The sequence below is a fragment of the Streptomyces sp. SID12501 genome (genome assembly GCF_010550245.1).
Taxonomy (GTDB): domain Bacteria; phylum Actinomycetota; class Actinomycetes; order Streptomycetales; family Streptomycetaceae; genus Streptomyces.
The window spans coordinates 16,050-38,090 of record NZ_JAAGLU010000058.1 but is presented as its reverse complement, the minus strand read 5'-3'; the positions used below and the strand labels follow the sequence as shown (position 1 = coordinate 38,090).

Here is a 22,041-nt window from a genome sequence, read left to right as displayed (position 1 = left end):
CCTGCACCAGACCCGGGCCACCATCAGCCACTACAACCGGCGCGGCGACCCCCTGCCCACCCGCCTACGCCCCTGGCGGCAACCCGAGCAGAACCGATCACAACCTCAAGATCTGAGGCTGTAGTACAGGGCGGGGAACTTGCCGTCGCGGTCCCGGATGAGGAACCGTGCCCGGCAGCCGGTGTCATCGAGGTCCATGACGAGGTTCTTCGCGGCTTGTGTCGGCCAGGAGGCGGTCGGGTGCGCCGTCGCGCCCAGGACGCGGATGCGCCGGTCGGGAACGGGCCGCGTGGCGGCGCGAGACCAGGTCACGGTGCCCGTGCAGCACAGTGTCCGGGCGCACCAGCAGCCGTGCCCCGCGCAGCACTTCCGTCGGCAACCGGCGCGGCAACGCTGCCAGGAACGCGCGATCGCCCGGGGTGAACCGCACTCTCCGGCCGTCGGGTTGGCGCTCCAGTGCCCCGATCTGATGGCGAAGAGCGAGGATCTCGGCGTCCTTGCCATGGTCGCTCATCGGCAGTAGGCGCAGCAGGGCGAACACGTTCGTCACACCCGGATAGGCCAGTCGCAGCAGCACGACCGGCCATCATGCCGGGGCGACCACCAGCCGCGCGAGTACCCTGCCCCTCAGACAGACCCTCACCTGCATGGATGAGGTTTCCGGCAAGCACAACGGTAGGGCTCTCATGATCGGGGATACCCACCCGATCGCCGACGACCGCTGTGCAGCAACGGGCCTGTCAAGGCTCAGGCATTCCAGCCGGGCCGCCCACACCCATCGACGGAAGCTCCTACCGCGGCGAGTCGCGACAGGCTCGCAGATCAGGGTGGCCATGGGGAGGACCATTGGCTAGTTGCCGAACGTAATGGCGACAACGCTCCCGCCATAGAGCCGTCAAACGGTGACAGGAATGTGAGATACGAGCCCCCACGGGGAGCAATAAAGACCCTCTGACCTGGGCATTTGGCTTGATCAGTAGAATCCGGTGACGGATTCAACTGGCGCTTCGTGCAGGCCGGCGCCACGGTCCTGTTCGGAGGAAGCTACGAACGGCCGTCGTGCGAAGCGACGGCAGGTCATCCGCGCAGTTATGACAGATCGTCGTACGGCGACAGCTCCGGCCGTTTCGCCGGCATCCCGTCCCCGGACGACATACCGATGGCGCTGACTTCGCGGACCCCGCCCCAGTCCGCGATTTCTCTCTCTATTCCACGATGCAGAAAATGATCAAAGGTGTGGCCCCGGCCATGGAACCTCGACGTGACGATCAACCTGCCTTGGTCTCGCCGATCTTCAGCTCCTCCGGGGAGAGAGTGCGACCATGCGAGGTGGACATCGTCATCGTCGTCATCGTGCCCACGAGCACAGGGGTGTTGGCCTTCCGCAGGGCGGCCATCTCGTCTGCTCCGTTCGCCTCGAAGGGACACAAGGAGCAGACGAAGCCGTTCGCGGAGTAGTGCGTATCCGTGCCCGTCCGGCCGACCGGCTCGAAGGTGAGGAGGGCCTGTCCGCCGCAGGCGGGTCAGTCACCGCCCGAAGTCTGGAGGGCGACGCCGCCGCCCTACATGAGCACGACCGCCGAGACGAACCCTTCCTCCTTGCGGGGCTGGAGTGCCTTGAGGGCGCGCTCTTTGTACTCAGCCGGGAGACGTGCGAACTGGTCCTCAAAAGACGGGGCGGTCTTGGCCCGGGCGATGCGGGACGCCTTCGACTCGTTCCCGGCGTTGATCAGCGCGGTGACGTTGCGGTACGAGACGAGCTTGGAGTCCGCGATCAGCAGGAACTCCTTCGGCCCGGCCATCGCGCGCAGAGCGTTCATGGCGCCGGTGATCTGGGAGATCTCCGCGGCTCCGCCGTCGATGACGCGGGAGAGCAGCGGGATGCCGCCGTCGCCGGTCACCGCGAGGCCGGTCTGGATCTGCTTGAGGTCGTAGCGGCGGTCCTTGGGATGCCCGTGCTTGATACGGGGATAGTCCTCGTCCTGGTCGTCGGCCGGGTGGGCGCCGTGCAGCGACATGGAGGTCATGTCCCGGTGGCATGTGGACACATCGATGCCGAACTCGCCGATCTCGCGGGCCCCGATGCTGTCGGTGAGCTCCGTCAGGTGCTCGGCGACGGCGTCCAGAGACCGGCCCAGGCGGTCGTCGTTGAGCAGCTCCGGCTCGATGCCGAAGACCTCCTCCACCGCCCACTCACGCGCCCAGTCCTCCACCTGCCGCGGCGGGGCGGGCGCGGTCAGCCGGTTGGTCACCAGCGTCTCGATGACCTGGCCGTGCGTCAGATGAGCGCTGTCCCGGCCCGGGCACAACCGGTCGACGGTCCCGGCCAGATCCAGGCGGCGCAGAAACTCGGCAGCGACAGGCAGAGCGCCCAGACGCTTCTCCACCACGGCGTTGACCACGCATTCCATGCGTGGACGCATCGTCCGTGGCTGCGGGGACCGGGAAGACATCGTCACACCCCACCAACGCGGCCACGACTCCAACAGGCACGCCCACCGGCCCCGAACCAGCCGATTCAGTCACCCGCGAAGTACGGAGCCAGGTCGCCGCCGGTGCCCGCCCCGGGCTGGTGGTATGGCTGCTGCTCACTTTCATCGGCGTGCTGGTCGCCACCGTGGCGCCTTGCCGAAATCCGGTTGATTGGTGAGCATGCAAGCGTCTAACCTCGGTGGTCATCGGCGTGTAGCTCAGCAGTAGAGCACCGGGCTCTGGACCCGGAGGGCGCAGGGGCGGAACCTGCCACGTCGGCTTATGAACGACAACGCTGAGCAGCAGCCCCTCACCGCGAACCCGTCCTATGCGGCGGTGCAACTGGCCAAGGCCTTCACGACCGCGCTGACCCACGGGGACGCCGACACCCGGCGCCGCGCCGAGGTACGGGGGCAGCGCTGGCGGGAGGTGGCCGCGGGCTTGGCCGCGGGACGGCTCACGGTCGGCTCACGTACTCCGGTCGCGGGGCTTCCGGCCTGGGTGACACCTGAGGTGGTGCGGGGCGGCTTTGCCACCGGGACCGCGAGCGCGGGCGGTCCGCTCCAGCCGTACGAGACCGAGGCCGCGCTGAGTTTCGGCGTGCCCGCCGAGCGGCGCGCGCTCTTCGCCCACTGCCTGACCGAGCCCGGACTCGCCTGGCTGTGGGCCCGGTTGGACAGCGGCCACTACGAGATCGGCGTGCCGGAGGAGGCGGCGCTGCTCACTATGGCGTGGCTGGTGCGGCACGGGGAGACGGACGCGGCGCTGGACCTCGCGGCGGAACTGGAGCCGTTCGCCGACCGGCTGCGGTTTCTGCCCCGCCCGGCGGACGGGGCCGTGCCGGACGTCACCGCGGCCGTCCACCGGCACACCGTCTCTGACGCGGCCGGCACCCTGATACGGCGGCGCCCGAACGAGGCTGTCGAGACCCAGCGCGAGGCGCTCGCCGTGTGGCAGCCGTTCGGCGACGAGCTGCTCATACACTGGCTGCGGACGGCGCGCAACGGCCGGGTCCTCGAGCTAGCCCCGGATGCCGGTTGGTTGACCCATGGTGAGGTTCTGCTCGGCCGCTACCGGCTGCTCGCCGCGGAGCACACCCGCTGTACCAGACATCGCAGTCCCCAGGAGAACCTGGGCATTCTGCGCGGCGCGCTGGAGGAGATCGTCGTCGGACGGCCGCTGGACGCGCGCCGGCTCGGTCTGCTGCGGCATGCGGTGGAGTCCATGGTGCGTCGGCGCGGTCTGCCCGGCTCCGCCGGGCACACGGCCCTGCGCCGCAGCCAGGCCGAGCAGGCGGCGCGCCCCTCCCACCACGCCCTGGCCCAGCTGATGCTGCGCCGACTCTCTGTACTCCCGCAGGAGACAGGCGTCCCCGATGTCGCCCCGCTTCTTCGCGCGGTGACCGAGGAGGAGAGCCGGGAGACAGGGCTGCCCGCCGCGGCTGCCGTGCCGCCCAGGATCGGCCAGGTGGTCGAGTTCGCGCTGAGTGCACCGCTCGGCACGCTCGTGGAGCGGGGCGTCATCCCGTCCGCCGAGGTCCTGGCCGAGCTGGTACCGCAGTTGGTCGCCGCCACCACCGCGCAGGCGTACCGCGACGAGGCGCTGCGGGTGCTGATGGCCGCGAACTACCGGGCGTTTCGCGACCGCCGCTCGCTGCTGCTGCTCAACCTGGAACGGCAGGTGCGCGTCGAGGAACTGCCCTGGGTACGGGCCGTGTCCGGGCAGCGGTCCGCGGTGCTGAACAAGGCGGACGGCGAAGGCGCGCTCACCGTGCTGCGCCAGCTCGGCGAGCTGGCCGTGCAGGCCTTCCCGGGCACCCTCCTGCCCAACCCACTGGTCCGTGAGCTCGGCGAACTCGAGCGCCAGTGCGACCTGGGCGCACCGTTCGTGGAGGAGCTGGCCGCCGACATCTTCATGGGCACGTTCAGCCCGAAGTTCCTCACGGCGGCGCGGATCGCGGGCGAACTGCTCGGCGGCACGCTGTACGAGCGCTACTACGGCATCGACTACGCGGCGATCCGCAACCTGGCGATCGCCAAGACCGGAACGGCCCTGACCCGTTCGTACCGCACCCGCACCTCTCCCGGTTTCGCCCGGCTGTGCACCGAGCGCGCCGGGACGACGTCAGGGTCCTGGTCGGCCGCTGCGAACGGCACGGTGATCGAGCAGGCGCAGATCCTCACCACCCACAACCTGGCCACGCTGGTCCACCGGGTGGGCATCGTCCCACGGCCCGGCTGGGCCGACCTGGCGCGCCGCTGCTTCGTGACCGTGTGCAGGCTGACAGCCCGTGTGCACCACAACACACGGCCCTTGGGCACGATCAAGGACGCTGCCTACGCGTGGCGCCAGATGCTGTTCCACCTGTCCCTGTGCCCGCCCGAGGACCAGGGGCGGATCATCGCCGGCCTGAACGAGGAGACGGCCCGCCACCCCGCCCAAGTCGCGATCCGGCTGGCCCCCGCACTGGCCGGCCTGACGCTGGTCGCCGAGGGCGGCACTTTCGGCGGGGACGGAACAACAGACGGCGGTCGCGCCCGGCGCTTCCTGGGGTGGAGCACCGACGGACACTGGATGCGGTGAAAGGTACCCAAACAAGCCCGCTGTCGCCCGTCCGCCACTGCGGCATGGAGCAGCAACGGGCGCACCCGTGCCCCACCAGGAGCGACGAGGCGGGTGCAGGGGCAGAGCGTGGGGAGTGAGGGCGAGCCGGTTCTCGGCCGTCTGGTTGCGTAGGTGAGAGCGAGCAACATTTGTCGACGGTTTGGGGCAACACTTACGGCCTCGGGGAAAACGAGATTCGGACGTGCTGGCCTGGCGGTTCCGCTGGTGGGTGATCACCAGATCACGTCGAGGACGAGGACGAGTTCGGTGCTCGTCCGCCGACGGTGGGCCGTCGTGCGGATCGGTCGGAGATCATGCCTGCGATCGCGAGATGGGTCTCGGCGTAAGCGTCGCGGCGTCCGGTGAACCGGCGCAGGGGTGTCCATTGGCGGAGCTCGGCGTTGGTGTGTTCCACGCAGATCAGGGCCGAGGACTGCCGCCGCCGCGTCTCGAGCCAGGCGTACTTGTCACCATCGCATGCCTCGTCCTTGGGCTTCTTCGGCGGTGCGCTGACCTGGCCGGGGAACTCCTTGGCCAGCCCTGCGTATCCGGAGTCGACCTGGGCCTTCACGCCTGGCCGGTTGCGGAACTGTTCGGCGATGCCCTCGGTGCGGACGGCGGTCTGGTCGTGCATCCGGCCTGGGCGGACCACTCCGGACAGCAGCATGCGGCCCTGGCCGTCGCGGAACGTGGTGGTCTTGATGGTGTTCTGCCGGCGCTTGCCGGAGGCGAACTCACGGCGTCCGGGGCGCCCGGCCTGCGGGCGCCTGACCTGTGTCTCGGCACCGTCGAACCGCATCTCGACGCCTTCCGCTTCGGCATAGGCGAAGACGTCCTCCAGTGTCTTGAGCCGCAGGCCGGGCCGGTCGGGTACCGCGAAGCCGCGGGCCCCCAGCAGCGGGCGGAGCTGCCGGATCGCCTCGGAGACGGTGGAGCGGTCCACCTCGAAGAGCTCGGCGAGCACCTCATGCGGCAGCTGGTGTCGCAGGTGGACCGGGGTGACGAGCAGCCGGTCGAAGAAGACCAGCTTCGGCTTGGGGCCGCCCTCTTCCACCCGCTTGCGCTCCCCGCCGCGTGCTGCCCGCAGCGCGGACTGCCGGGCGGCTTCCCACGGTTCGGCGATCTCGGCAAACAACTCGCCGAAATGTGCGCGAGAGACACCAGACAGGGCAGGATGGGAACAGACCGCACGGGCCCAGGTCAGCTTCACAACTCACTCAACCCGTGCGGTCCTTCTCATGTCACGGCCCGACCGGGACGATCACTATTTCCCCCGAGGCCGTTAGCGATCAGACAGCCTGGAAATGTTGATGAGATCTGGCAACGGTGGAAGGCTTCGCTCTCCGTGAGACCGGCCGAACCAGAACGGATCGCTCCCGCCGATGATTACCAAGTGTCATGCGCCGGAAATTGCAGGCTTAAGTCTGTAGCCCGTTCAGGAGGCGGCGCCCCGCGTTCAGTCGGTGGATGGCATCCGGGCGGGGCTCCGGGTCAGGGCCCCAGCTGTCGCCAATCCGTCACAGGGCCGGGGTTTGTGTGGTCCGCAGGGGTGATCCAGAAGGCTTTGCCCAGCTCAGCGTTGAACTGGGCGCCTGTCCGGCCGTCCCCGAACGGTGTACTCATGGGGTCAACTAGTCTGGAATGCGGTGCTGGCTCAGCTCGGATGCATGACCGGTACCGACGGCGGATCGCCGATCTGGCCGTAGGCGGTTCGGGAGTGGCAGAACAGGAGCTGCTTCGGCGAGGTGCTCGTGAACAGGGATTGATCGTAGTCCCCGTAGCGCTGCGCGACGTCGAGACCGGCCAGCCGGCAGAGCGCCAGGAGTTCCTCGGGAAAGAAGCAGCGCATGCTGACTTTCTTCGTGCGTACGCACACGCCGTCGCGTAGGTAGTCCAGCGTGAAGCGCAGCACTTGGGCGGCGGCGTCGTAGCTGGTCGTCGCTCGCACGTCGAGCCTCGCCCCGTCCCGGTCCGCGACCGACTTGTGGTGGTAGGGCGACTCGGGGAGCCGGCACAGCTTGGCCATGTCGGGGTTGAAGACGTCCAGGATCAGGGTCCCGCCTGGTCGCAGCACGTTTCGCGCCGAGGCGAGGAACGCGACCACGGAATCCAGGTCGTGCAGGTGCTGCATCGCGTTGGTTGCCGAGAACACCAGGGCGAAGCGCCTGTCGGAGCGGATGTCTCGGCAGTCCTGTTCCAGCCACTCGACCGGCTGTCGCTCGTCCTCGGCCCGCTGACGGGCACGCGCAAGCATCGAGGGCATGATGTCAAGCCCTGTGACCTCGACACCCGCCCGGGCGATCGGCAGGGTGATGCGCCCGGTTCCGCAGGCCACCTCCAGGACCGGACCGCCCGCTCGGACCGCTTGGCCGAGGAAGAACGGGATGTCGTGGGTGCGCGCGGTGAACTCCTGATCGTAGAAGTCCGCATCGTCGTACACGGCCAGGTCCTCCAGTGGCTTCATCGCGCCACCGTCGGCGTCGGGCCGAAAGCGTCACCAAGGCTGGTCAGGATGGAGCCGGACCAACTGCTCCCCCCGAACACGCTGACCGGCATGGCGAGCACGCCGCACTCACGATGGAGCGTCTCCGCCGGGATTTCAACCGGGAAGAAGTAGTTGCCGGGGCACGTCCGGCTCGCCGTGGGAATCGCCCTGAGCACCTCGTCCGGCAACCGTTCGAACAACCGCTCAGCCCGTGCGGCCAGTTCGTCGACGACCTGCCGGGGCACGTCGCTGTGCTCGGTCAGCAGGCGGTCGGCGAGCCTCAGCTGTGCCGGCGTCGGCGGATCCGCCCGGAACGCTTCGGTCAGTTCGGTGTGCGCCGAGCCCAGCAGGACCACGCCGAACGTGCGTGGCCAAAGCCATCCCTTGGTGACCGAATGCAGCAGGACCGCGCAACCGGTGTCCAGCAATCGCCGCGTGCCGGCAGCGAACGGGGCTCCCAGGTCGTAGACGCTGTCGATCAGCAGGCGGCGGTGTGGTGATTTCCGCAACCACGACATCACCGCGGCGCACTCGGCATCGGACAGGTATCGGCCGAGCGGCTTGCTGGGGTTGGCGAGCAGCAGGTATTCGGGCCGGTCGTCCGCCGGTGATCTTGGCAGGGCCGGCGCCGGTAGCGTCGGGTAGGACGCGGGCTCCAGGCCCGCAGCGCGGGCCAGCTCGAAGTACACCGGGTACACGTCGCTGGGCAGCCACAACCGCGCTTGCACGGCGCGCATCCAGTGGAACACCACACCGAGCCCGTGCCGGACCCCTCGGCAGACCATGGCGTGGCCGGACCACTCTTCCGGCAGCTCGAAGCGCCGCAGCCAGGCTCGGGCGAGGTCGCACCGGTGGACCGTACTCATGTCGGTCGGCGGTTCCGGTCGCATCGGAGCAAGCGCCCGGTACACGTTGGTCTCGGCGGCGTCCAGAAGCGACGAGGAAGCACGGAGCTGGCGCTGCCGGAATTCCTGGAACTCCTCGAACCTCATGCCGACGCACCTTCCGGCACGATCTCGCTGGCCCGGTCTTCCAGGGAGGCGTAGCAGCGTCCGTCGGCCATGACGTTCCAGCTGCGTGCGATGCCGCTGGTGCGTTCCCAGAGCAGGCTGGGCTCGGTGTACGCGGCAATCCGTAGCGGCCGTCCGTCCCAGCTGCCGTGGTAGACCGGCGCGCCCCAGGGCAGGCGGCTCGCCAGTTCGAAGCCGTGCTGCTCGGCGAACCGGGTGACGACGGACAGCGAGACCTGGTGCTCTCGGCTCCAGACGTTGGCGGCGCGGTCGAAGTAGAGCGACTCGGTGCTGGTGGATACGTAGAGCTCTTTGAAGCAGACTTCCTCGACACCGTGGGCCGCGGCCCACGAAAGGTAGTCGGCGACCTCGGCTGCGTCGGCGACGCCGCCGTGCTGGAGCACGCAGATCAGCCTCATCCGCAGCCCCGGCCAGCGGTCACGTTCCACGCGCCAGGTATCGACGACAGAACTCACCGGCGTGCGCAGCATCATCAGCCGCTCGTTGACGGCGTCGTCCTGATGGTGCCGGGAGACCGCCAGCACGCTCAGGCCCGCGGCGCTCAGGGCTGCGAGGCGGTCGGCCCGGTCAGCGTGCCGGCCTTTCGCCAGGGTGTGCGCGTTGGTGATCAGGACGACCTTCGGGAAGGCCGCCGAGCAGGCGGACACCAGTCGCAGCTGCTGTTCGAACGGTATGAGCGTGGGCTCCCCGCCCCCGGTGATCACTGCACGCTCGGCACCCGCCGCACGGGCGCGCTCCAGCCAGTGGGCAACCGCGTCCCATGGGACCCGTGCCGGCGCCTGGTCGCTGGAGATCGAAGCCGAGGAGAAGCAGAACGAACACCGGGCCTGGCAGGCGGAGGCGACCGGAAGAAGCGACACCGAGCGCGGTCGCGTGTCGGCGTAGCGACGCTGTGCCGATCCGTGCAGGTGCAGGGAGGCCGCCATCGCATCCTCGACGGTCGTCGGGCGCAGAGTGAACTCGTCGCCTGCTTGGTCGAGTTCGTGGACTGCTGACAACCGGATGCGAGCCTCGTGCAGTTCCATGCCGAGACCGGTCGACAGGTTGGGCACCAACTTGTCGGGATCCACCGTGGTTTCCAGCACCAGCAGCCGGTCGCCCGGAATGGCCAGACGGTCCAGCAGGCGTCGCGCCTTGCCGATGCCGATTCCCAACTCCGCACGGGTCAGCAGGTGGAACCGGTCGGGATAGGTACTCTCCGGAATCCCCGCCTTCCCGTAAGCGAACGCGTACTTGTCGAAGCCCTTCGCGAAGTTCGACAGCACGATGACGTGGAAGCGCTGGTCGCCATGGTTCATGTCGTCATCATGCATTGAACGGGACCCAGACGACATGGGCCGAACTGCAGGTGGAACGCGGTGCCCCGATCCGATCCGATCCGATCCGTCGTCAACGACACGCTCCGTCCTGTCGCTGACTTTCAGGAGTGCGGTGCTGGGTTGTCAGACGACGGACAGTCTGTGCCACCAGTGATTGCAGCCGCCGGAGCAGAAGCGCTCGCGGCGCCGCGCGTCGGCAATCGTGAGCACCGCGATCAGCAGCCTGAACGCTTTGCGGCGTTCGTCGAGAGGCGCGAGACCGGCGACCTTTCCGAGCTGCTCGTCCATCCGGCCTCGTGAGATCAGCACTGCGGGCGTATGCGTTGGGCGCAGCCCGGCACGGCGGATGCTCTCCGGTGCATCCTCTGCGACGGCGCGCGCCTGGACGCAGTGATGGCGCAGGAGCCGCAGCACCGCGGACTGCTCTTCGTGGCCGAGGCTGTCGAACCATTCGATGCCTTCTGGCATCGGGCGCAGCCCTTGCGCGAGCTCGTTGAGCAGGATGTCGCGTTCGTTCATGACTGCCTCCCGTGGGACGGACGCCTCTCCGCCGCGGTGATCAGGATTCCGAGCAGCACCGCCGGATCGGCCGCGCCTTCTGCGTCGTCGGCCCAGCGTGTGGTCTGAAGCGGGTGCACCGGGTCGAGGAGGATGCCCTCGCGGGCCAGGACGAAGCCGACGCTGGCATGGCGGCGCCCCGCGTTCAGCCGGTGGATGGCATCCGGGCGCGGCTCCGGGTCAGGACCCCACCTGTCGCCAGTCCGTCACCGGGCCCGGGTCTGTGTGGTCCATAGGGGTGATCCAGAAGGCTTTGCCCAGCTCAGCGCTAAAGTGGGCGCCTGTCCGGCCGTCCCCGGACGAGCGCCCTGTCAGGCGGCGGCCTATCCATGGCAGTAGGTACTGCCGTGCGAAGCGCGCGTCCGCGACCCGGCGGGCGGCCCAGCCCGGAGGGGCCGTGGCCGGCACCGGTGTGCGCCACTCCGGGTCCTCGGCCTCGTAGCCGAGGGTCTGCCAGACCGCCTCGGCGACCCTCCGGTGGCCCTCGCCCGTCAGGTGCAGCCGGTCGACGTCCCACAGGCGGGGATCACCGAGCGAGGCGGCCCCGTACAGGTCGACCACGAGGGCGCCGTGCCGGGACGCGAGGTCGTCGATGCAGACGAACAGTTCCTCCATGCGCGGCCGGAAGCGCTCCATGACCGGGCCCTGGCGGCCGGGGCTGCGCATCAGCACCAGCTGCTTGCACGCGGGCGCCAGCCGCTCCACGGCCTCTTCCAGGGCCCCGCGCACCCGCCCCATGTCGCACTTGGGGCGCAGCGTGTCGTTGAGCCCGCCCACCAGCGTGATCACATCGGGCTCCATGGCCACCGCGACGGGCACCTGCTCAGCGGTGATCTGCCCGATCAGCTTGCCGCGCACGGCGAGGTTCGCGTACCGGAAGCCGGGCGTGCGGGCGGCCATCCGGGCCGCGAGGACGTCGGCCCAGCCGCGGTACGTACCGTCCGGCAGCCGGTCCGACATGCCCTCGGTGAAGGAGTCGCCGACCGCGACAAGGCTGGTGTAAGAGGCATTCATCTGCATGGCGACACAGATAATAACCCGTACACATACCCGACGGTCGGTCGACCTCTCCAAGGCCGTCCAAGGCCCGTCCAAGGCCGCCCAAGGTGATCTGCAGCGGGCTGCAGTGGTCTACGCAGGCTGTCCGAACAGCTCGCGCAGCACGTCCTCCATCGTCACCATGCCCGCCAGCAGCCCGTCCTCGCCCTGCACCGCCGCCAGGTGCGTACGGCTGCGCCGCATCGCTGTGAGGACGTCGTCCAGGGGAGTGTCCGCCCGTACGCTCGCGATGGGCCGCATGTCCCGGACCTGGAAGGCGAGGTCCCGGGGCGTGGCGTCCAGCGCGTCCTTGACGTGCAGGTACCCGGCGATCCGCCGTTCGTCGTCCACCACCGGGAAGCGTGAGAAGCCCGACTCGGCGGACAGCCGCTCCAGCTCCTCCGGAGTGACACCCACGCGCGCGTAGACGACGCTTTCCAGCGGGAGCACGACGTCACGCACCGGGCGTCGGCCCAGTTCCAGGGCGTCGTGGAGGCGTTCCCGCGCGCGTTCGTCGATGAGCCCCGCCGCGCCGGAGTCCCGGACCAGACGGGCCAGTTCGGTGTCCGAGAAGGCTGCCGTGACCTCGTCCTTGACCTCTACGCGCATCAGCTTCAGGAGCATGTTCGCGAAGGCGTTGATCGTGAAGATAACGGGCTTCAGCGCCCGCGCCAGGGCCACCAGAGGCGGACCGAGCAGCAGCGCGCTGCGCACCGGCTCGGCGAGCGCGATGTTCTTCGGCACCATCTCGCCGAGCAGCATGTGCAGATACGTCGCCAGGGCGAGGGCGATCACGAAGGACACCGCGTGCCCCGCGCTCTCGGGGACGCCCACCGCGTGGAACACCGGCTCCAGCAGATGCGCGATCGCCGGTTCCGCGACCACACCGAGGATCAGGGTGCACAGCGTGATGCCCAGCTGGGCCGCGGCCATCAGCGCGGAGACGTGCTCCAGGCCCCACAGCACGCTCTTCGCCCGCCGGTCGCCGTCCGCACGGTCCCCGTCGGCGCCTTCCTCGACATACTGCTCGATCTGGCTGCGGCGTACGGAGATGAGTGCGAACTCGGCCCCCACGAAGAAGGCGTTGACGACCAGCGTCGCCAGACCGATCAGCAGTTGGACGGTGGTCACTTCGCCTCCCCTTCCTTCTCGTTCGCCTTGTCTGCCTTGTCTGCCTTGTTCGTCTTCTTTACGTCGGGTTCCTCGGGTTCCTCGTGCGCGCGCGGCGCGTGCAGCAGGACGCGGGCTGCCCTGCGGCCCGAGGCGTCCACGACGTCCAGGCGCCAGTCGGCCACCTCGACGGTGTCACCGGCCTGCGGGATACGGCCCAGCTCGGTCGCGATCAGGCCGGCGAGCGTCTCGTACGGCCCCTCGGGGAGCCGGAGGCCGACGCGGGCGAGCTGGTCGGTGCGGGCGGCGCCGTCCGCGGAGTAGAGGGTGCGGCCCTCGTCGTCCAGGCCGGCCGGGTCGAGGTCGGACGTCTCGTGCGGGTCGTGCTCGTCCCGTACCTCGCCGACGACCTCCTCGACGATGTCCTCCAGCGTGGCCACGCCCGCCGTGCCGCCGTACTCGTCGATGACGACGGCCATCGTGCGCTTGCCGGAGAGCCGGTCCAGGAGCCGGTCGACGGTCAGCGACTCGGGGACGAGCAGCGGCTCGCGCATCAGTTCGGAGACGGGCACCCGGGAGCGACGCTCCGAGGGCACCGCGAGGCAGTCCTTGATGTGTGCGACGCCGACGACCGAGTCGAGGTTGCCGCGGTAGACGGGGAACCGGGACAGCCCCGTTGCCCGCGTCGCGTTCGCCACGTCCTCGCAGGTCGCCTGGGCGTCGAGGGCGACGACCTGGACGCGCGGTGTCATCACGTTCTCCGCTGTGAGGTCGGCGAGGTTCAGGGTCCGTACGAACAGTTCCGCGGTGTCGGGTTCCAGGGCGCCCAACTTGGCGGAGTGCCTGGCCAGCGCGACCAGTTCCTGGGGGCCGCGCGCGGAGGCCAGTTCCTCGGCGGGCTCGATACCGAAGAGGCGCACCATGCGGTTCGCCGTGTTGTTGAGGTGCGTGATGAACGGCCGGAACGCGGCGCTGAACAGGCGCTGCGGCGTCGCCACCCGCTTGGCCACGGCCAGGGGCGCGGAGATCGCCCAGTTCTTGGGCACCAGCTCGCCGAAGACCATCAGGAAGACGGTCGACAGCGCCGTACCGATCACCAGGGCCAGGGTGGAGGACATGGAGGCCGAGACGCCGAGCGACTCGAGCGGGCCCGCGATCAGCGCGGCGATCGACGGCTCGGAGAGCATGCCGACCACGAGATTGGTGACCGTGATGCCGAGCTGCGCGCCGGAGAGCTGGAACGTGAGGTTCCGTACGGCCTTCAGGGCACCGGCGGCACCCCGCTCGCCGCGCTCCACCGCACGCTCCAGCTCGCCGCGCTCGACCGTGGTCAGGGAGAACTCCGCCGCGACGAAGGCGCCGCAGGCCAGGGAGAGCAGGATCGCCACCAGGAGGAGGAGCACTTCTGTCATCGGGTCACCTCCGTCCCATGATCGGGCAGGGCCGGCGGGATCGCTCGACGTCGAGTGGTGCTGTCGCTACTGGGAGGCTCGCCCATGGGCGGACGTTCACACCTTTCCTCGGAGAGGTATCGAAGATGTTCGGAGACGTATCGGAGACGTATCGGAGACGTGTCGGAGAAGAAACCGGTCCGCCAATAGTAAAGGATGCGCAAAGTGGCTCAGTCGGTGAGGGGTTTCACCCAGCGCCGCCAATGCTCCTCGGCCCCGTACCCGGCCGCACGCCATGCATGCTGCCCCCTCTCGTTGCGCTCCAGCACCATGGCGTCCACGCGCCGCCCGCCCAGTCGTACGAACCGTTCCTCGGCGGCGGCCAGCAGCGCCGAACCGATGCCCTGCCGACGTCGATCCGGGTGCACCGCGAGCCGGTAGAGATGGCAGCGCCAGCCGTCGAAACCGGCGATCACGGTGCCCGACAGCACGCCGTCGCGCTCCGCGAGGAGCAGGGCTTCGGGGTCACGGTCGACGAGTCGGGTCACGCCGTCACGATCATCGCTGATGCTGGTCCCCTCGGCGGACTCGCGCCAGAATCGCAGCACGGAGTCGATGTCCGCGTGGGTCGCTGGGCGGATGCGCAGATCACTCATGGGGCGAGCCAAGCAGAGCGGCGACCCGTCTGGCGAACTCGTTTCCGTGCACGGAAGCGAAGTTTCCGTGCACGGAAGTGTGTCGAATGGTCAGTCCCGGTCAAGCAACGCCGAAAGGGCCGCTCGCAACACGGCCCCGGGGTCCGCCGACGGCCCTTCGGAGCGCCAGGCGACGAACCCGTCGGGGCGCACCAGCACCGCCCCCTCGGGGGTGACGCCATGGGCCTCCGCCCACTCCAGGTCGCTCGCGGGGGACAGCTCGGCGTCCGGTCCGCTGCCGATCCGGTACGAGTCGAGCGGCACCGACAGCTGTCGCGCGACCTCGGTCGCAGCGTCGTGCCATCCGTCGGCCGCGCCCGCCGAGCTGAGGAGCACCAGCGAGCCCTCGTACAGGTCGAGTGTGGAGATCCGGGTGCCGGCGCGGTTCAGCCACAGGTGGGGAGCCCTGCTGCCGGGCTCACCCGTCAGCCGCACACCCTCGGGCACGACCGGTACCGCCTGATCGGCGCCCAGGACCGCGCCCCGCGGATAGCGGTAACCGAGGGCCACGTTGAGGATTCCGCCCTTCCTGCCGCCAGGGCCTCCGGGGCCGCCAGGGCCGCCGGCTCCCGGAGCGGGTGTGTACCCGGGATGGCTGTGCTCGACCGACCGTGCGGAGGCGCAGGCGCTCGTCGCCTCCGCGACCGGCCTGCGCTCCATGTCGTACGACCCCAGCAGACCGGGACCCGCCCAGCCACCCAGTACGGCGGCCAGCTTCCAGGCGAGGTTGTGGGCGTCCTGGATACCGGTGTTCGAGCCGAACGCCCCGGTGGGGGACATCTCGTGGGCCGAGTCGCCGGCGAGGAACACCCGGCGGTCCGCGTACCGTTCGGCGACCCGCTCGGCGGCGTGCCAGGCGGCCCTGCCGGTGATCTCCACGTCCAGGTCCGGTACGCCGACGGCCCGCCGGATGTGCTCCCGGCACCGCTCGTCGGTGAACTCCTCGATCGTCTCGCCCTGTTCGGGGTGCCACGGCGCGTGGAACACCCAGCGCTCCCGGTTGTCGACCGGCAGCAGGGCACCGTCGGCGTCCGGGCTGGTCAGGTAGCAGACGATGAAGCGCCGGTCGCCGACCACGTCCGCGAGGCCGCGGGAGGTGAAGGTGATGCTCACGTTGTGGAACAGGTCGCCGGGGCCGTTCTGCCCGATGCCGAGCTGCTCGCGGACGGGGCTGCGCGGACCGTCCGCCGCGACGAGGTAGTCCGCCCGGACGGTCGTGTGCTCACCGGTATCCCGGCTCTTGAGCCGAGCGGTCACCCCGTCGGGGTCCTGCTCGAACGACATCAGCTCGGTCGAGAACCGCAGATCCCCGCCGAGCGCCCGCGCACTCTCCAGCAGGACCGGCTCCAGGTCGTTCTGGCTGCACAGGCACCACCCGCTGGGGCTGAACCGGGCGAGCCCGCCGCCGGGGTCGATCTCCTTGAACAGCCACTCGCCCACGTCGCCCACCAGGCCCGGCGTCTGCAGGATGCCGTGGTTGTCCGCCAGGACCGACGCCGCTTCCTCGATGCGCCGCTCCACCCCGGCCACCCGGAAGAGCTCCATGGTGCGCACGTTGTTCCCGCGCCCACGTGGATGGATCGAGGTGCCCGAGTGACGCTCCACGAGCGTGTGCGGCACGCCGAGACGCCCGAGGAACAGGGAGGTGGACAGCCCCACCAGGGAGCCGCCGACGATCAGGACGGGTGCGTGGTGGCCGCCTGTGCCGTCGGCCTCTTCCGCGCGGTTCATGAATGCCTCCTGTGTCTGCGGGTCTCCGCCGGTCACTGCCGGGACGCGGGTCAGCGATGGGATGCCCCTGCACAGTGCCTCCCCGGGAACCGTTCCGCCCGCCGGAGGCACCCGGATGGCGCACGGTTCACCCGCCCGACCCCGCGGGAGTCGCGCACATCGCCACTCGCGTCAACGATCGGCTCATGGCGGCCCCGGCACTTCGGACACCACGGTCGCTCCCCGCCCGACCACGACGGACTTCCACAACGAAGAGGAGAGGTGCGCCGGATGACCATCTCGGGACGCATATCGCAGTCGGCGTTCGACGGCTCCAGGCTGCGGGTGATCCTGCTGCTCGACCTGTACGAAGGAGCCCAGCAGCAGTTCCTGGACGCCTACGAACTCATGCGCAACCAGGTCGCGTCCGTGCCCGGTCACCTCAGTGACCAGCTCTGCCAGTCGATCGAGAACCCCTCTCAGTGGCTCATCACCAGCGAGTGGGAGAGCGCCCCACCCTTCCTCGCCTGGGTGAACAGCGAGGAGCACGTCGAGACCGTCCGGCCGATGCACAGCTGCGTCAGGGACACCCGGTCGATGCGCTACAGCATCGTCCGGGAGACGACCCCCAACGCCCCCCTCACGCCGGAGCAGTCGAAAGCGGGCATGCAGGTGGCGGCCCGCGTGGGCGACGGTGTCGCACGCCACGCGCTCACCTTCACCGTCAAGCCGGGCTCCGAGTCGAAGGTCGCCGAGATCCTGGCCGGCTACACCTCGCCCGAGGCCCAGGTCGACGACACCACCCGGCTGCGCCGTACCTCCCTCTTCATGCACGGCAACCGCGTCGTGCGGGCCGTCGAGGTCGAGGGTGACCTCCTCGCGGCGCTGCGCCACGTCGCCCGCCAGCCCGAGGTGCGGGCGGTCGAGGAGGCCATCAACCCGTACCTGGAACAGGACCGGGACCTCAGCGACCCCGACTCGGCGCGGGTCTTCTTCACCCGGGCCGCGCTCCCGGCCGTCCACCACGTGGTCTCCGCCGAGCAGGCACCCGCCGGACTGCGGCGGCACGCGCTGTACTACCCGGCGAAGGAGGGCCGCGGGATGGACCTGGCCAAGCTGCTCGCCCACCAGGACGAGGCCGCGGCGGACGACCCGCGCAGCCCGGTGTACGGCAGCACCGTCTTCCAGCGGGATGACATCGTTGTCAGGCTCGTCGACATCACCGGCGAACTCGATGCCGACCCGATGTCCTCCCTCGGCCTCAAGGGCCCCGGGAAAGCAGCCGAGTTGGAGCGTCTCCTCGACGGCGCCGCGATCGGTGTCGAGGGCTCCCTGGAGACGGACCGCAACCTCAACCGCCTCCTGTCGCACGCCGACATGATGCCCGTCACCGACCGCAGCTCGGCGCGTTCCTGACGGACCGTCGCGGCGCTCTCCGCGCCGCCCCGCCCCACCCGGACGACGACGTCCCTGCCCCACCCGGAGGTGTCAACCATGAACAAGCAGCACCCATGCATCGTGGACCTGAGCGAGACAGAACCCAACCGCAGACGCGGAGGCGACCTGCGGGCGATGCTCACGCCCGCCACGGTGGGTTCCACCAGCGGCTTCATGGGCCTGGCGATCGTCCAGCCCGGTGAGCGCATCGGTGAGCACTACCACCCGTACTCCGAGGAGTTCGTGTACGTCGTCGCAGGCAGCCTCGAAGTGGACCTGGACGGCGAGACGCACGCCCTCAGGCCCGATCAGGGCCTCTTGATCCCGATCGACGTGCGCCACCGCTTCCGCAACGTCGGTGACGTGGAGGCCCGCATGGTCTTCCACCTGGGCCCGCTCGCCCCGCGTCCCAGTCTCGGGCACGTCGACACGGAGGTGACCGAAACCGCCGTACCCGGCACGGAGTTCGCCGTCGGCGGGCCGGACCGGCTCGCTCCGGACCACGGACAGCGGTCCGAGCGGAGCGGGGCCATACGGTGACCCGGCGGGTGGCTGTCACCGGTATCGGTGTGGTCGCTCCAGGCGGCACCGGGGCCACGGCGTTCTGGGACCTCCTCGCCGGCGGCCGTACCGCGACCCGGGGCATCACGCTGTTCGATCCGGCGGGACTGCGTTCGCGCATCGCCGCCGAATGCGACTTCGACCCGTTCGCGCACGGTCTGGACCCGGAGCTGAGCCAGCACGCCGACCGTTACATCCAGTTCGCCATGGTCGCCGCCGCCGAGGCCGTCGGCGACTCCGGACTCGACACCGGCACGCAGGACCCCTGGCGCGTCGCGGTCTCCCTGGGCAGCGCCGTCGGCGGCACCACCCGCCTGGAGCACGACTACGTCAAGGTCAGCGCGGGCGGACAGCGGTGGGACGTGGACCACCGTGGCGCCGACCCGCAGCTGCACCGGGCGTTCTCGCCGAGCACCCTCGCCTCGGTGGTCGCCGAACAGTTCGGCGCCCAGGGTCCGGTGCAGACCGTCTCCACCGGCTGCACCTCCGGGATCGACGCGGTCGGCTACGCCTTCCACACCATCGAGGAGGGTCGGGCCGACATCTGCATCGCAGGAGCGGCGGACTCGCCGATATCGCCGATCACCATGGCCTGCTTCGACGCCATCAAGGCGACGTCGGACAACAACGACGACCCCGAACACGCCTCCAAGCCCTTCGACGCCCGCCGCAACGGCTTCGTGATGGGCGAGGGCGCGGCGGTCCTCGTACTGGAGGAGTACGAGCACGCCCGGGCGCGCGGCGCCCACATCTACTGCGAGGTCGGCGGCTACGCCACGTTCGGCAACGCCTACCACATGACCGGTCTGACCGGCGAGGGACTGGAGATGGCCCGGGCGATCGACTCCACGCTCGACCAGGCCCGCCTCGACCCCACGCTGATCGACTACGTCAACGCGCACGGCTCGGGCACCAAACAGAACGACCGGCACGAGACCGCCGCGGTGAAGCGGTCCCTGGGCGCCCACGCCTACGACACACCCATGAGCTCCATCAAATCCATGGTGGGTCACTCACTGGGCGCGATCGGCGCGATCGAGATCGTCGCGTGCGTCCTGGCGCTGAAGCACCAGGTCGTCCCGCCGACGGCGAACTACGAGACACCCGACCCCGAGTGCGACCTGGACTACGTGCCGCGCACCGCGCGCCAGCACAGGCTCAGGAACGTGCTCTCCGTCGGCAGCGGATTCGGCGGCTTCCAGTCGGCCGTGCTGCTGACGGGGCCGGGCGGGAGGACCCGATGAACACTCAGCCCACTCGGCGCACCTCACGCGCGGCCATCACCGGGATCGGTGTGATCGCGCCCAATGGTCTGCGGACCGACGCGTACTGGAAGGCCGTCGGCGAAGGCCTCTTCGTCCTGGACGGGATCACCCGTGACGGTTGTGGACACCTGCCGCTCCGGGTGGCCGGGGAGGTCCGGGGCTTCGACGCCGCAGGCCTCATCGAGGAACGTTTCCTCGTCCAGACCGACCCGTTCAGCCACTTCGCCATGGCAGCCGCCGCACTCGCCCTCGACGACGCCGGAATCGGCCGGGGCGAGCCCACCGAGCCGTTCGACATCGGTGTGGTCACCGCGGCCGGGTCCGGTGGCGGCGAGTTCGGGCAGCGGGAGCTCCAGAAGCTGTGGGGTCAGGGATCCCGGTACGTCGGCCCGTACCAGTCCATCGCCTGGTTCTACGCCGCCAGCACCGGCCAGATCTCCATCCGCGGCGGCTTCAAGGGGCCGTGCGGGGTGGTCGCGAGCGACGAGGCCGGCGGTCTGGACGCCGTCGCCCACGCCGCCCGGGCTGTTCGGCGCGGCACAGGCGCGGTCGTCGTCGGCGGCGCGGAGGCACCCCTCGCCCCGTACTCGATGGTCTGCCAGCTCGGATACGCCGAACTCAGCACCGTCGAGGACCCGGCCCGCGCCTACCGGCCCTTCACCAAGGGCGCCTGCGGGTTCGTGCCCGCGGAGGGCGGCGCCATGCTCGTCGTCGAGGACGAGAACCGCGCCCGGGAACGGGGGGCGGCCGTCCGGGCCACCGTCGCCGGCCACGCCGCCACCTTCACCGGAGCCTCCCGCTGGGACCGGTCCCGGGAGGGGCTCGCCCACGCGATCCGGGGCGCCCTCGACGAGGCCGACTGCGCCCCGGAGGAGATCGACGTCGTGTTCGCGGACGCACTGGGCGTGCCGGAGGCGGACCGCGCCGAGGCCGGTGCCATCGCCGACGCCCTCGGGGCACACGGCACCAGGGTTCCCGTCACGGCGCCCAAGACCGGCATCGGGCGCGCCTACTGCGGGGCGCCCGTGCTGGACATCGCCGCCGCGGTGCTCGCCATGGAGCACCGCCTGATCCCGCCCACCCCCAACGTGTTCGACATCTGCCACGACCTCGACCTGGTGATGTCCCGCGCTCGCCCCGCCGAGCCGCGCACGGCCCTGGTCCTCAGCCGGGGACTGATGGGTTCCAACGCGGCGCTGGTAGTGCGCCGTGGAGACGACTCCGCCCGATGACCACCGGGCGGGAAGGAGACACCCGCATGCTCACCACCCAAGTGACCTACGACGAGCTGGCCGCCCTCATGAAGAGGGGAGCCGGCGTCACCGTCGACCCGGGAGAGCTGGAGCGGGCCTCGGACACCCCCTTCGGGATCCTCGGCCTCGACTCGCTCGGCCTGCTCGGCATCGTCGGCGAGCTGGAGAACCAGTACGGCCGCTCGCTGCCCCCCGACTCCGAGCGCTGCAGGACGCCCCAGGAGTTCCTCGACCTCGTCAACAGCACCCTCAAGGCTGGAGCCTGAAAGTGGCCGGACACACCGAGAACGCCATCACCGTCGACGCCCCTCTCGACCTCGTCTGGGACATCACCAACGACATCGAGAACTGGCCCCGGCTCTTCACCGAGTACTCGTCCCTCGAAGTGCTCTCCCGCGAGGGTGACACGACGGCCTTCCGGCTGACCATGTTCCCGGACGACAACGGCAAGGTCTGGAGCTGGGTCTCGGAACGCACCGTGAACCGGGTCACTCGGACCGTCCGGGCCCGCCGGGTGGAGACGGGCCCCTTCGCCCACATGAACATCCTGTGGGAGTACACGGAGCTGCCGGGCGGCACCCAGATGCGCTGGACGCAGGACTTCGCGATGAAGCCCGACGCCCCGGTCGACGACGAGTGGATGACGGACAACATCAACCGCAACTCCCGTACGCAGATGGCGCTCATCCGGGACCGGATCGAGCAGGTCGCCCGGGACCGCCAGAACGCGCCCCTGCCCCGCTGAGCCACCGGCCCAGGAAGGACACCCGATGCACCACGCCCTGATCGTCGCCCGCATGGCACCCGAGTCGGCGCCGGCGATCGCCGACCTGTTCGCCGCCTCCGACAGCGGTGAACTCCCGCACCTCGTCGGTGTCACCCGCCGCAGTCTCTTCCAGTACGGCGACGTGTACCTGCACTTCATCGAGGCCGACCAGGACCCGGCGCCCGCCATCGCGAAGGTGGCCGGCCACCCCGAGTTCCGGAGCGTCAGCGACAAGCTCTCCGCGTACGTGTCCGCGTACGACCCGCTGACGTGGCGCAGCCCCAAGGACGCCATGGCGCGCTGCTTCTACCAGTGGGAGCGGGGCGTCGGCTCCTGAGCACGAAAC

General features: G+C 69.9%; 21 protein-coding genes, 1 tRNA gene and 1 pseudogene. 9 read left to right on the top strand and 14 right to left on the bottom strand.

Annotated elements, in window-relative coordinates; translation table 11 throughout:
• Positions 1-184: 184 nt before the first annotated feature.
• From G3I71_RS41620 to G3I71_RS51810, 3 genes are all read right to left on the bottom strand, one after another.
• Positions 185-577 (bottom strand): hypothetical protein, encoded by a 393-nt coding sequence (locus tag G3I71_RS41620; RefSeq protein ID WP_343243241.1) that lies wholly within the window; start codon positions 575-577, stop codon positions 185-187.
• A gap of 691 nt (positions 578-1,268) precedes the next feature.
• Positions 1,269-1,397, bottom strand: a complete 129-nt coding sequence (locus tag G3I71_RS52450; RefSeq protein ID WP_275409378.1) for a hypothetical protein — start codon at positions 1,395-1,397, stop codon at positions 1,269-1,271.
• 165 nt (positions 1,398-1,562) lie between these two features.
• Positions 1,563-2,423: an IS1634 family transposase gene (locus tag G3I71_RS51810; protein WP_239149669.1), complete on the bottom strand. Its 861-nt coding sequence runs from the start codon at positions 2,421-2,423 to the stop codon at positions 1,563-1,565.
• Positions 2,424-2,679: 256 nt separating this feature from the next.
• On the opposite strand from G3I71_RS51810, the gene G3I71_RS41610 reads away from it, so the two are divergent.
• Together G3I71_RS41610 and G3I71_RS41605 are read left to right on the top strand one after the other, a co-directional pair.
• Positions 2,680-2,751: transfer RNA gene (locus tag G3I71_RS41610), tRNA-Gln, on the top strand.
• 3 nt (positions 2,752-2,754) lie between these two features.
• The gene (locus tag G3I71_RS41605) at positions 2,755-5,055 is read left to right on the top strand and encodes a hypothetical protein (protein WP_164323511.1); all 2,301 of its coding nucleotides are present in this window, start codon (positions 2,755-2,757) and stop codon (positions 5,053-5,055) included.
• 262 nt (positions 5,056-5,317) lie between these two features.
• Here the strand turns inward: G3I71_RS41605 and G3I71_RS41600 are convergent, their stop codons facing one another.
• From G3I71_RS41600 to G3I71_RS41555, 11 genes and pseudogenes are all read right to left on the bottom strand, one after another.
• Positions 5,318-6,211: a transposase family protein gene (locus G3I71_RS41600; RefSeq protein ID WP_343243240.1), complete on the bottom strand. Its 894-nt coding sequence runs from the start codon at positions 6,209-6,211 to the stop codon at positions 5,318-5,320.
• 356 nt (positions 6,212-6,567) lie between these two features.
• Positions 6,568-6,684 (bottom strand): annotated as a pseudogene (locus G3I71_RS51805) (SGNH/GDSL hydrolase family protein); the annotation flags it as partial.
• A 46-nt stretch (positions 6,685-6,730) separates the two neighbouring features.
• Positions 6,731-7,540 (bottom strand): class I SAM-dependent methyltransferase, encoded by an 810-nt coding sequence (locus G3I71_RS41595; protein ID WP_164323509.1) that lies wholly within the window; start codon positions 7,538-7,540, stop codon positions 6,731-6,733.
• Complete coding sequence (locus tag G3I71_RS41590) at positions 7,537-8,553, bottom strand: aminotransferase class I/II-fold pyridoxal phosphate-dependent enzyme (RefSeq protein WP_164323507.1); 1,017 nt, start codon at positions 8,551-8,553, stop codon at positions 7,537-7,539. The genes G3I71_RS41595 and G3I71_RS41590 overlap by 4 nt, the downstream gene beginning before the upstream one ends.
• Positions 8,550-9,890 (bottom strand): radical SAM protein, encoded by a 1,341-nt coding sequence (locus tag G3I71_RS41585; protein ID WP_239149668.1) that lies wholly within the window; start codon positions 9,888-9,890, stop codon positions 8,550-8,552. The genes G3I71_RS41590 and G3I71_RS41585 overlap by 4 nt, the downstream gene beginning before the upstream one ends.
• Positions 9,891-10,034: 144 nt before the next feature.
• Entirely contained in the window at positions 10,035-10,430 is a 396-nt protein-coding gene (locus tag G3I71_RS41580; protein WP_239149667.1) for a DUF5958 family protein, read from the bottom strand.
• A gap of 219 nt (positions 10,431-10,649) precedes the next feature.
• Positions 10,650-11,489, bottom strand: a complete 840-nt coding sequence (locus G3I71_RS41575) for an SGNH/GDSL hydrolase family protein (protein ID WP_164323504.1) — start codon at positions 11,487-11,489, stop codon at positions 10,650-10,652.
• A gap of 111 nt (positions 11,490-11,600) precedes the next feature.
• Entirely contained in the window at positions 11,601-12,638 is a 1,038-nt protein-coding gene (locus G3I71_RS41570) for a hemolysin family protein (protein WP_164323502.1), read from the bottom strand.
• Positions 12,635-14,029, bottom strand: coding sequence for a hemolysin family protein (locus tag G3I71_RS41565; RefSeq protein WP_164323500.1), 1,395 nt, complete (start codon positions 14,027-14,029; stop codon positions 12,635-12,637). The genes G3I71_RS41570 and G3I71_RS41565 overlap by 4 nt, the downstream gene beginning before the upstream one ends.
• A gap of 209 nt (positions 14,030-14,238) precedes the next feature.
• Entirely contained in the window at positions 14,239-14,664 is a 426-nt protein-coding gene (locus G3I71_RS41560; protein ID WP_164323498.1) for a GNAT family N-acetyltransferase, read from the bottom strand.
• Positions 14,665-14,754: 90 nt separating this feature from the next.
• Positions 14,755-16,434 (bottom strand): FAD-dependent monooxygenase, encoded by a 1,680-nt coding sequence (locus G3I71_RS41555; protein WP_164323496.1) that lies wholly within the window; start codon positions 16,432-16,434, stop codon positions 14,755-14,757.
• A gap of 270 nt (positions 16,435-16,704) precedes the next feature.
• On the opposite strand from G3I71_RS41555, the gene G3I71_RS41550 reads away from it, so the two are divergent.
• The 7 genes from G3I71_RS41550 to G3I71_RS41520 all read left to right on the top strand — a co-directional run bounded on the left by G3I71_RS41550 (position 16,705) and on the right by G3I71_RS41520 (position 22,032).
• Positions 16,705-17,829 (top strand): SchA/CurD-like domain-containing protein, encoded by a 1,125-nt coding sequence (locus G3I71_RS41550; RefSeq protein WP_164323494.1) that lies wholly within the window; start codon positions 16,705-16,707, stop codon positions 17,827-17,829.
• Positions 17,830-17,907: 78 nt separating this feature from the next.
• On the top strand, positions 17,908-18,390 hold the full coding sequence (locus tag G3I71_RS41545; protein WP_164323492.1) for a cupin domain-containing protein: 483 nt from the start codon (positions 17,908-17,910) through the stop codon (positions 18,388-18,390).
• Complete coding sequence (locus tag G3I71_RS41540; protein ID WP_164323490.1) at positions 18,387-19,655, top strand: beta-ketoacyl-[acyl-carrier-protein] synthase family protein; 1,269 nt, start codon at positions 18,387-18,389, stop codon at positions 19,653-19,655. Before G3I71_RS41545 ends, G3I71_RS41540 begins: the two co-directional genes overlap by 4 nt.
• Positions 19,652-20,908 (top strand): beta-ketoacyl synthase N-terminal-like domain-containing protein, encoded by a 1,257-nt coding sequence (locus tag G3I71_RS41535; RefSeq protein ID WP_164323489.1) that lies wholly within the window; start codon positions 19,652-19,654, stop codon positions 20,906-20,908. Before G3I71_RS41540 ends, G3I71_RS41535 begins: the two co-directional genes overlap by 4 nt.
• Positions 20,909-20,934: 26 nt before the next feature.
• The gene (locus tag G3I71_RS41530) at positions 20,935-21,195 is read left to right on the top strand and encodes a phosphopantetheine-binding protein (protein ID WP_164323487.1); all 261 of its coding nucleotides are present in this window, start codon (positions 20,935-20,937) and stop codon (positions 21,193-21,195) included.
• Between the two features lie 2 nt (positions 21,196-21,197).
• Positions 21,198-21,674: an SRPBCC family protein gene (locus tag G3I71_RS41525; RefSeq protein ID WP_164323485.1), complete on the top strand. Its 477-nt coding sequence runs from the start codon at positions 21,198-21,200 to the stop codon at positions 21,672-21,674.
• Positions 21,675-21,699: 25 nt separating this feature from the next.
• Positions 21,700-22,032: a TcmI family type II polyketide cyclase gene (locus G3I71_RS41520; protein ID WP_164323483.1), complete on the top strand. Its 333-nt coding sequence runs from the start codon at positions 21,700-21,702 to the stop codon at positions 22,030-22,032.
• Positions 22,033-22,041: the final 9 nt, after the last annotated feature.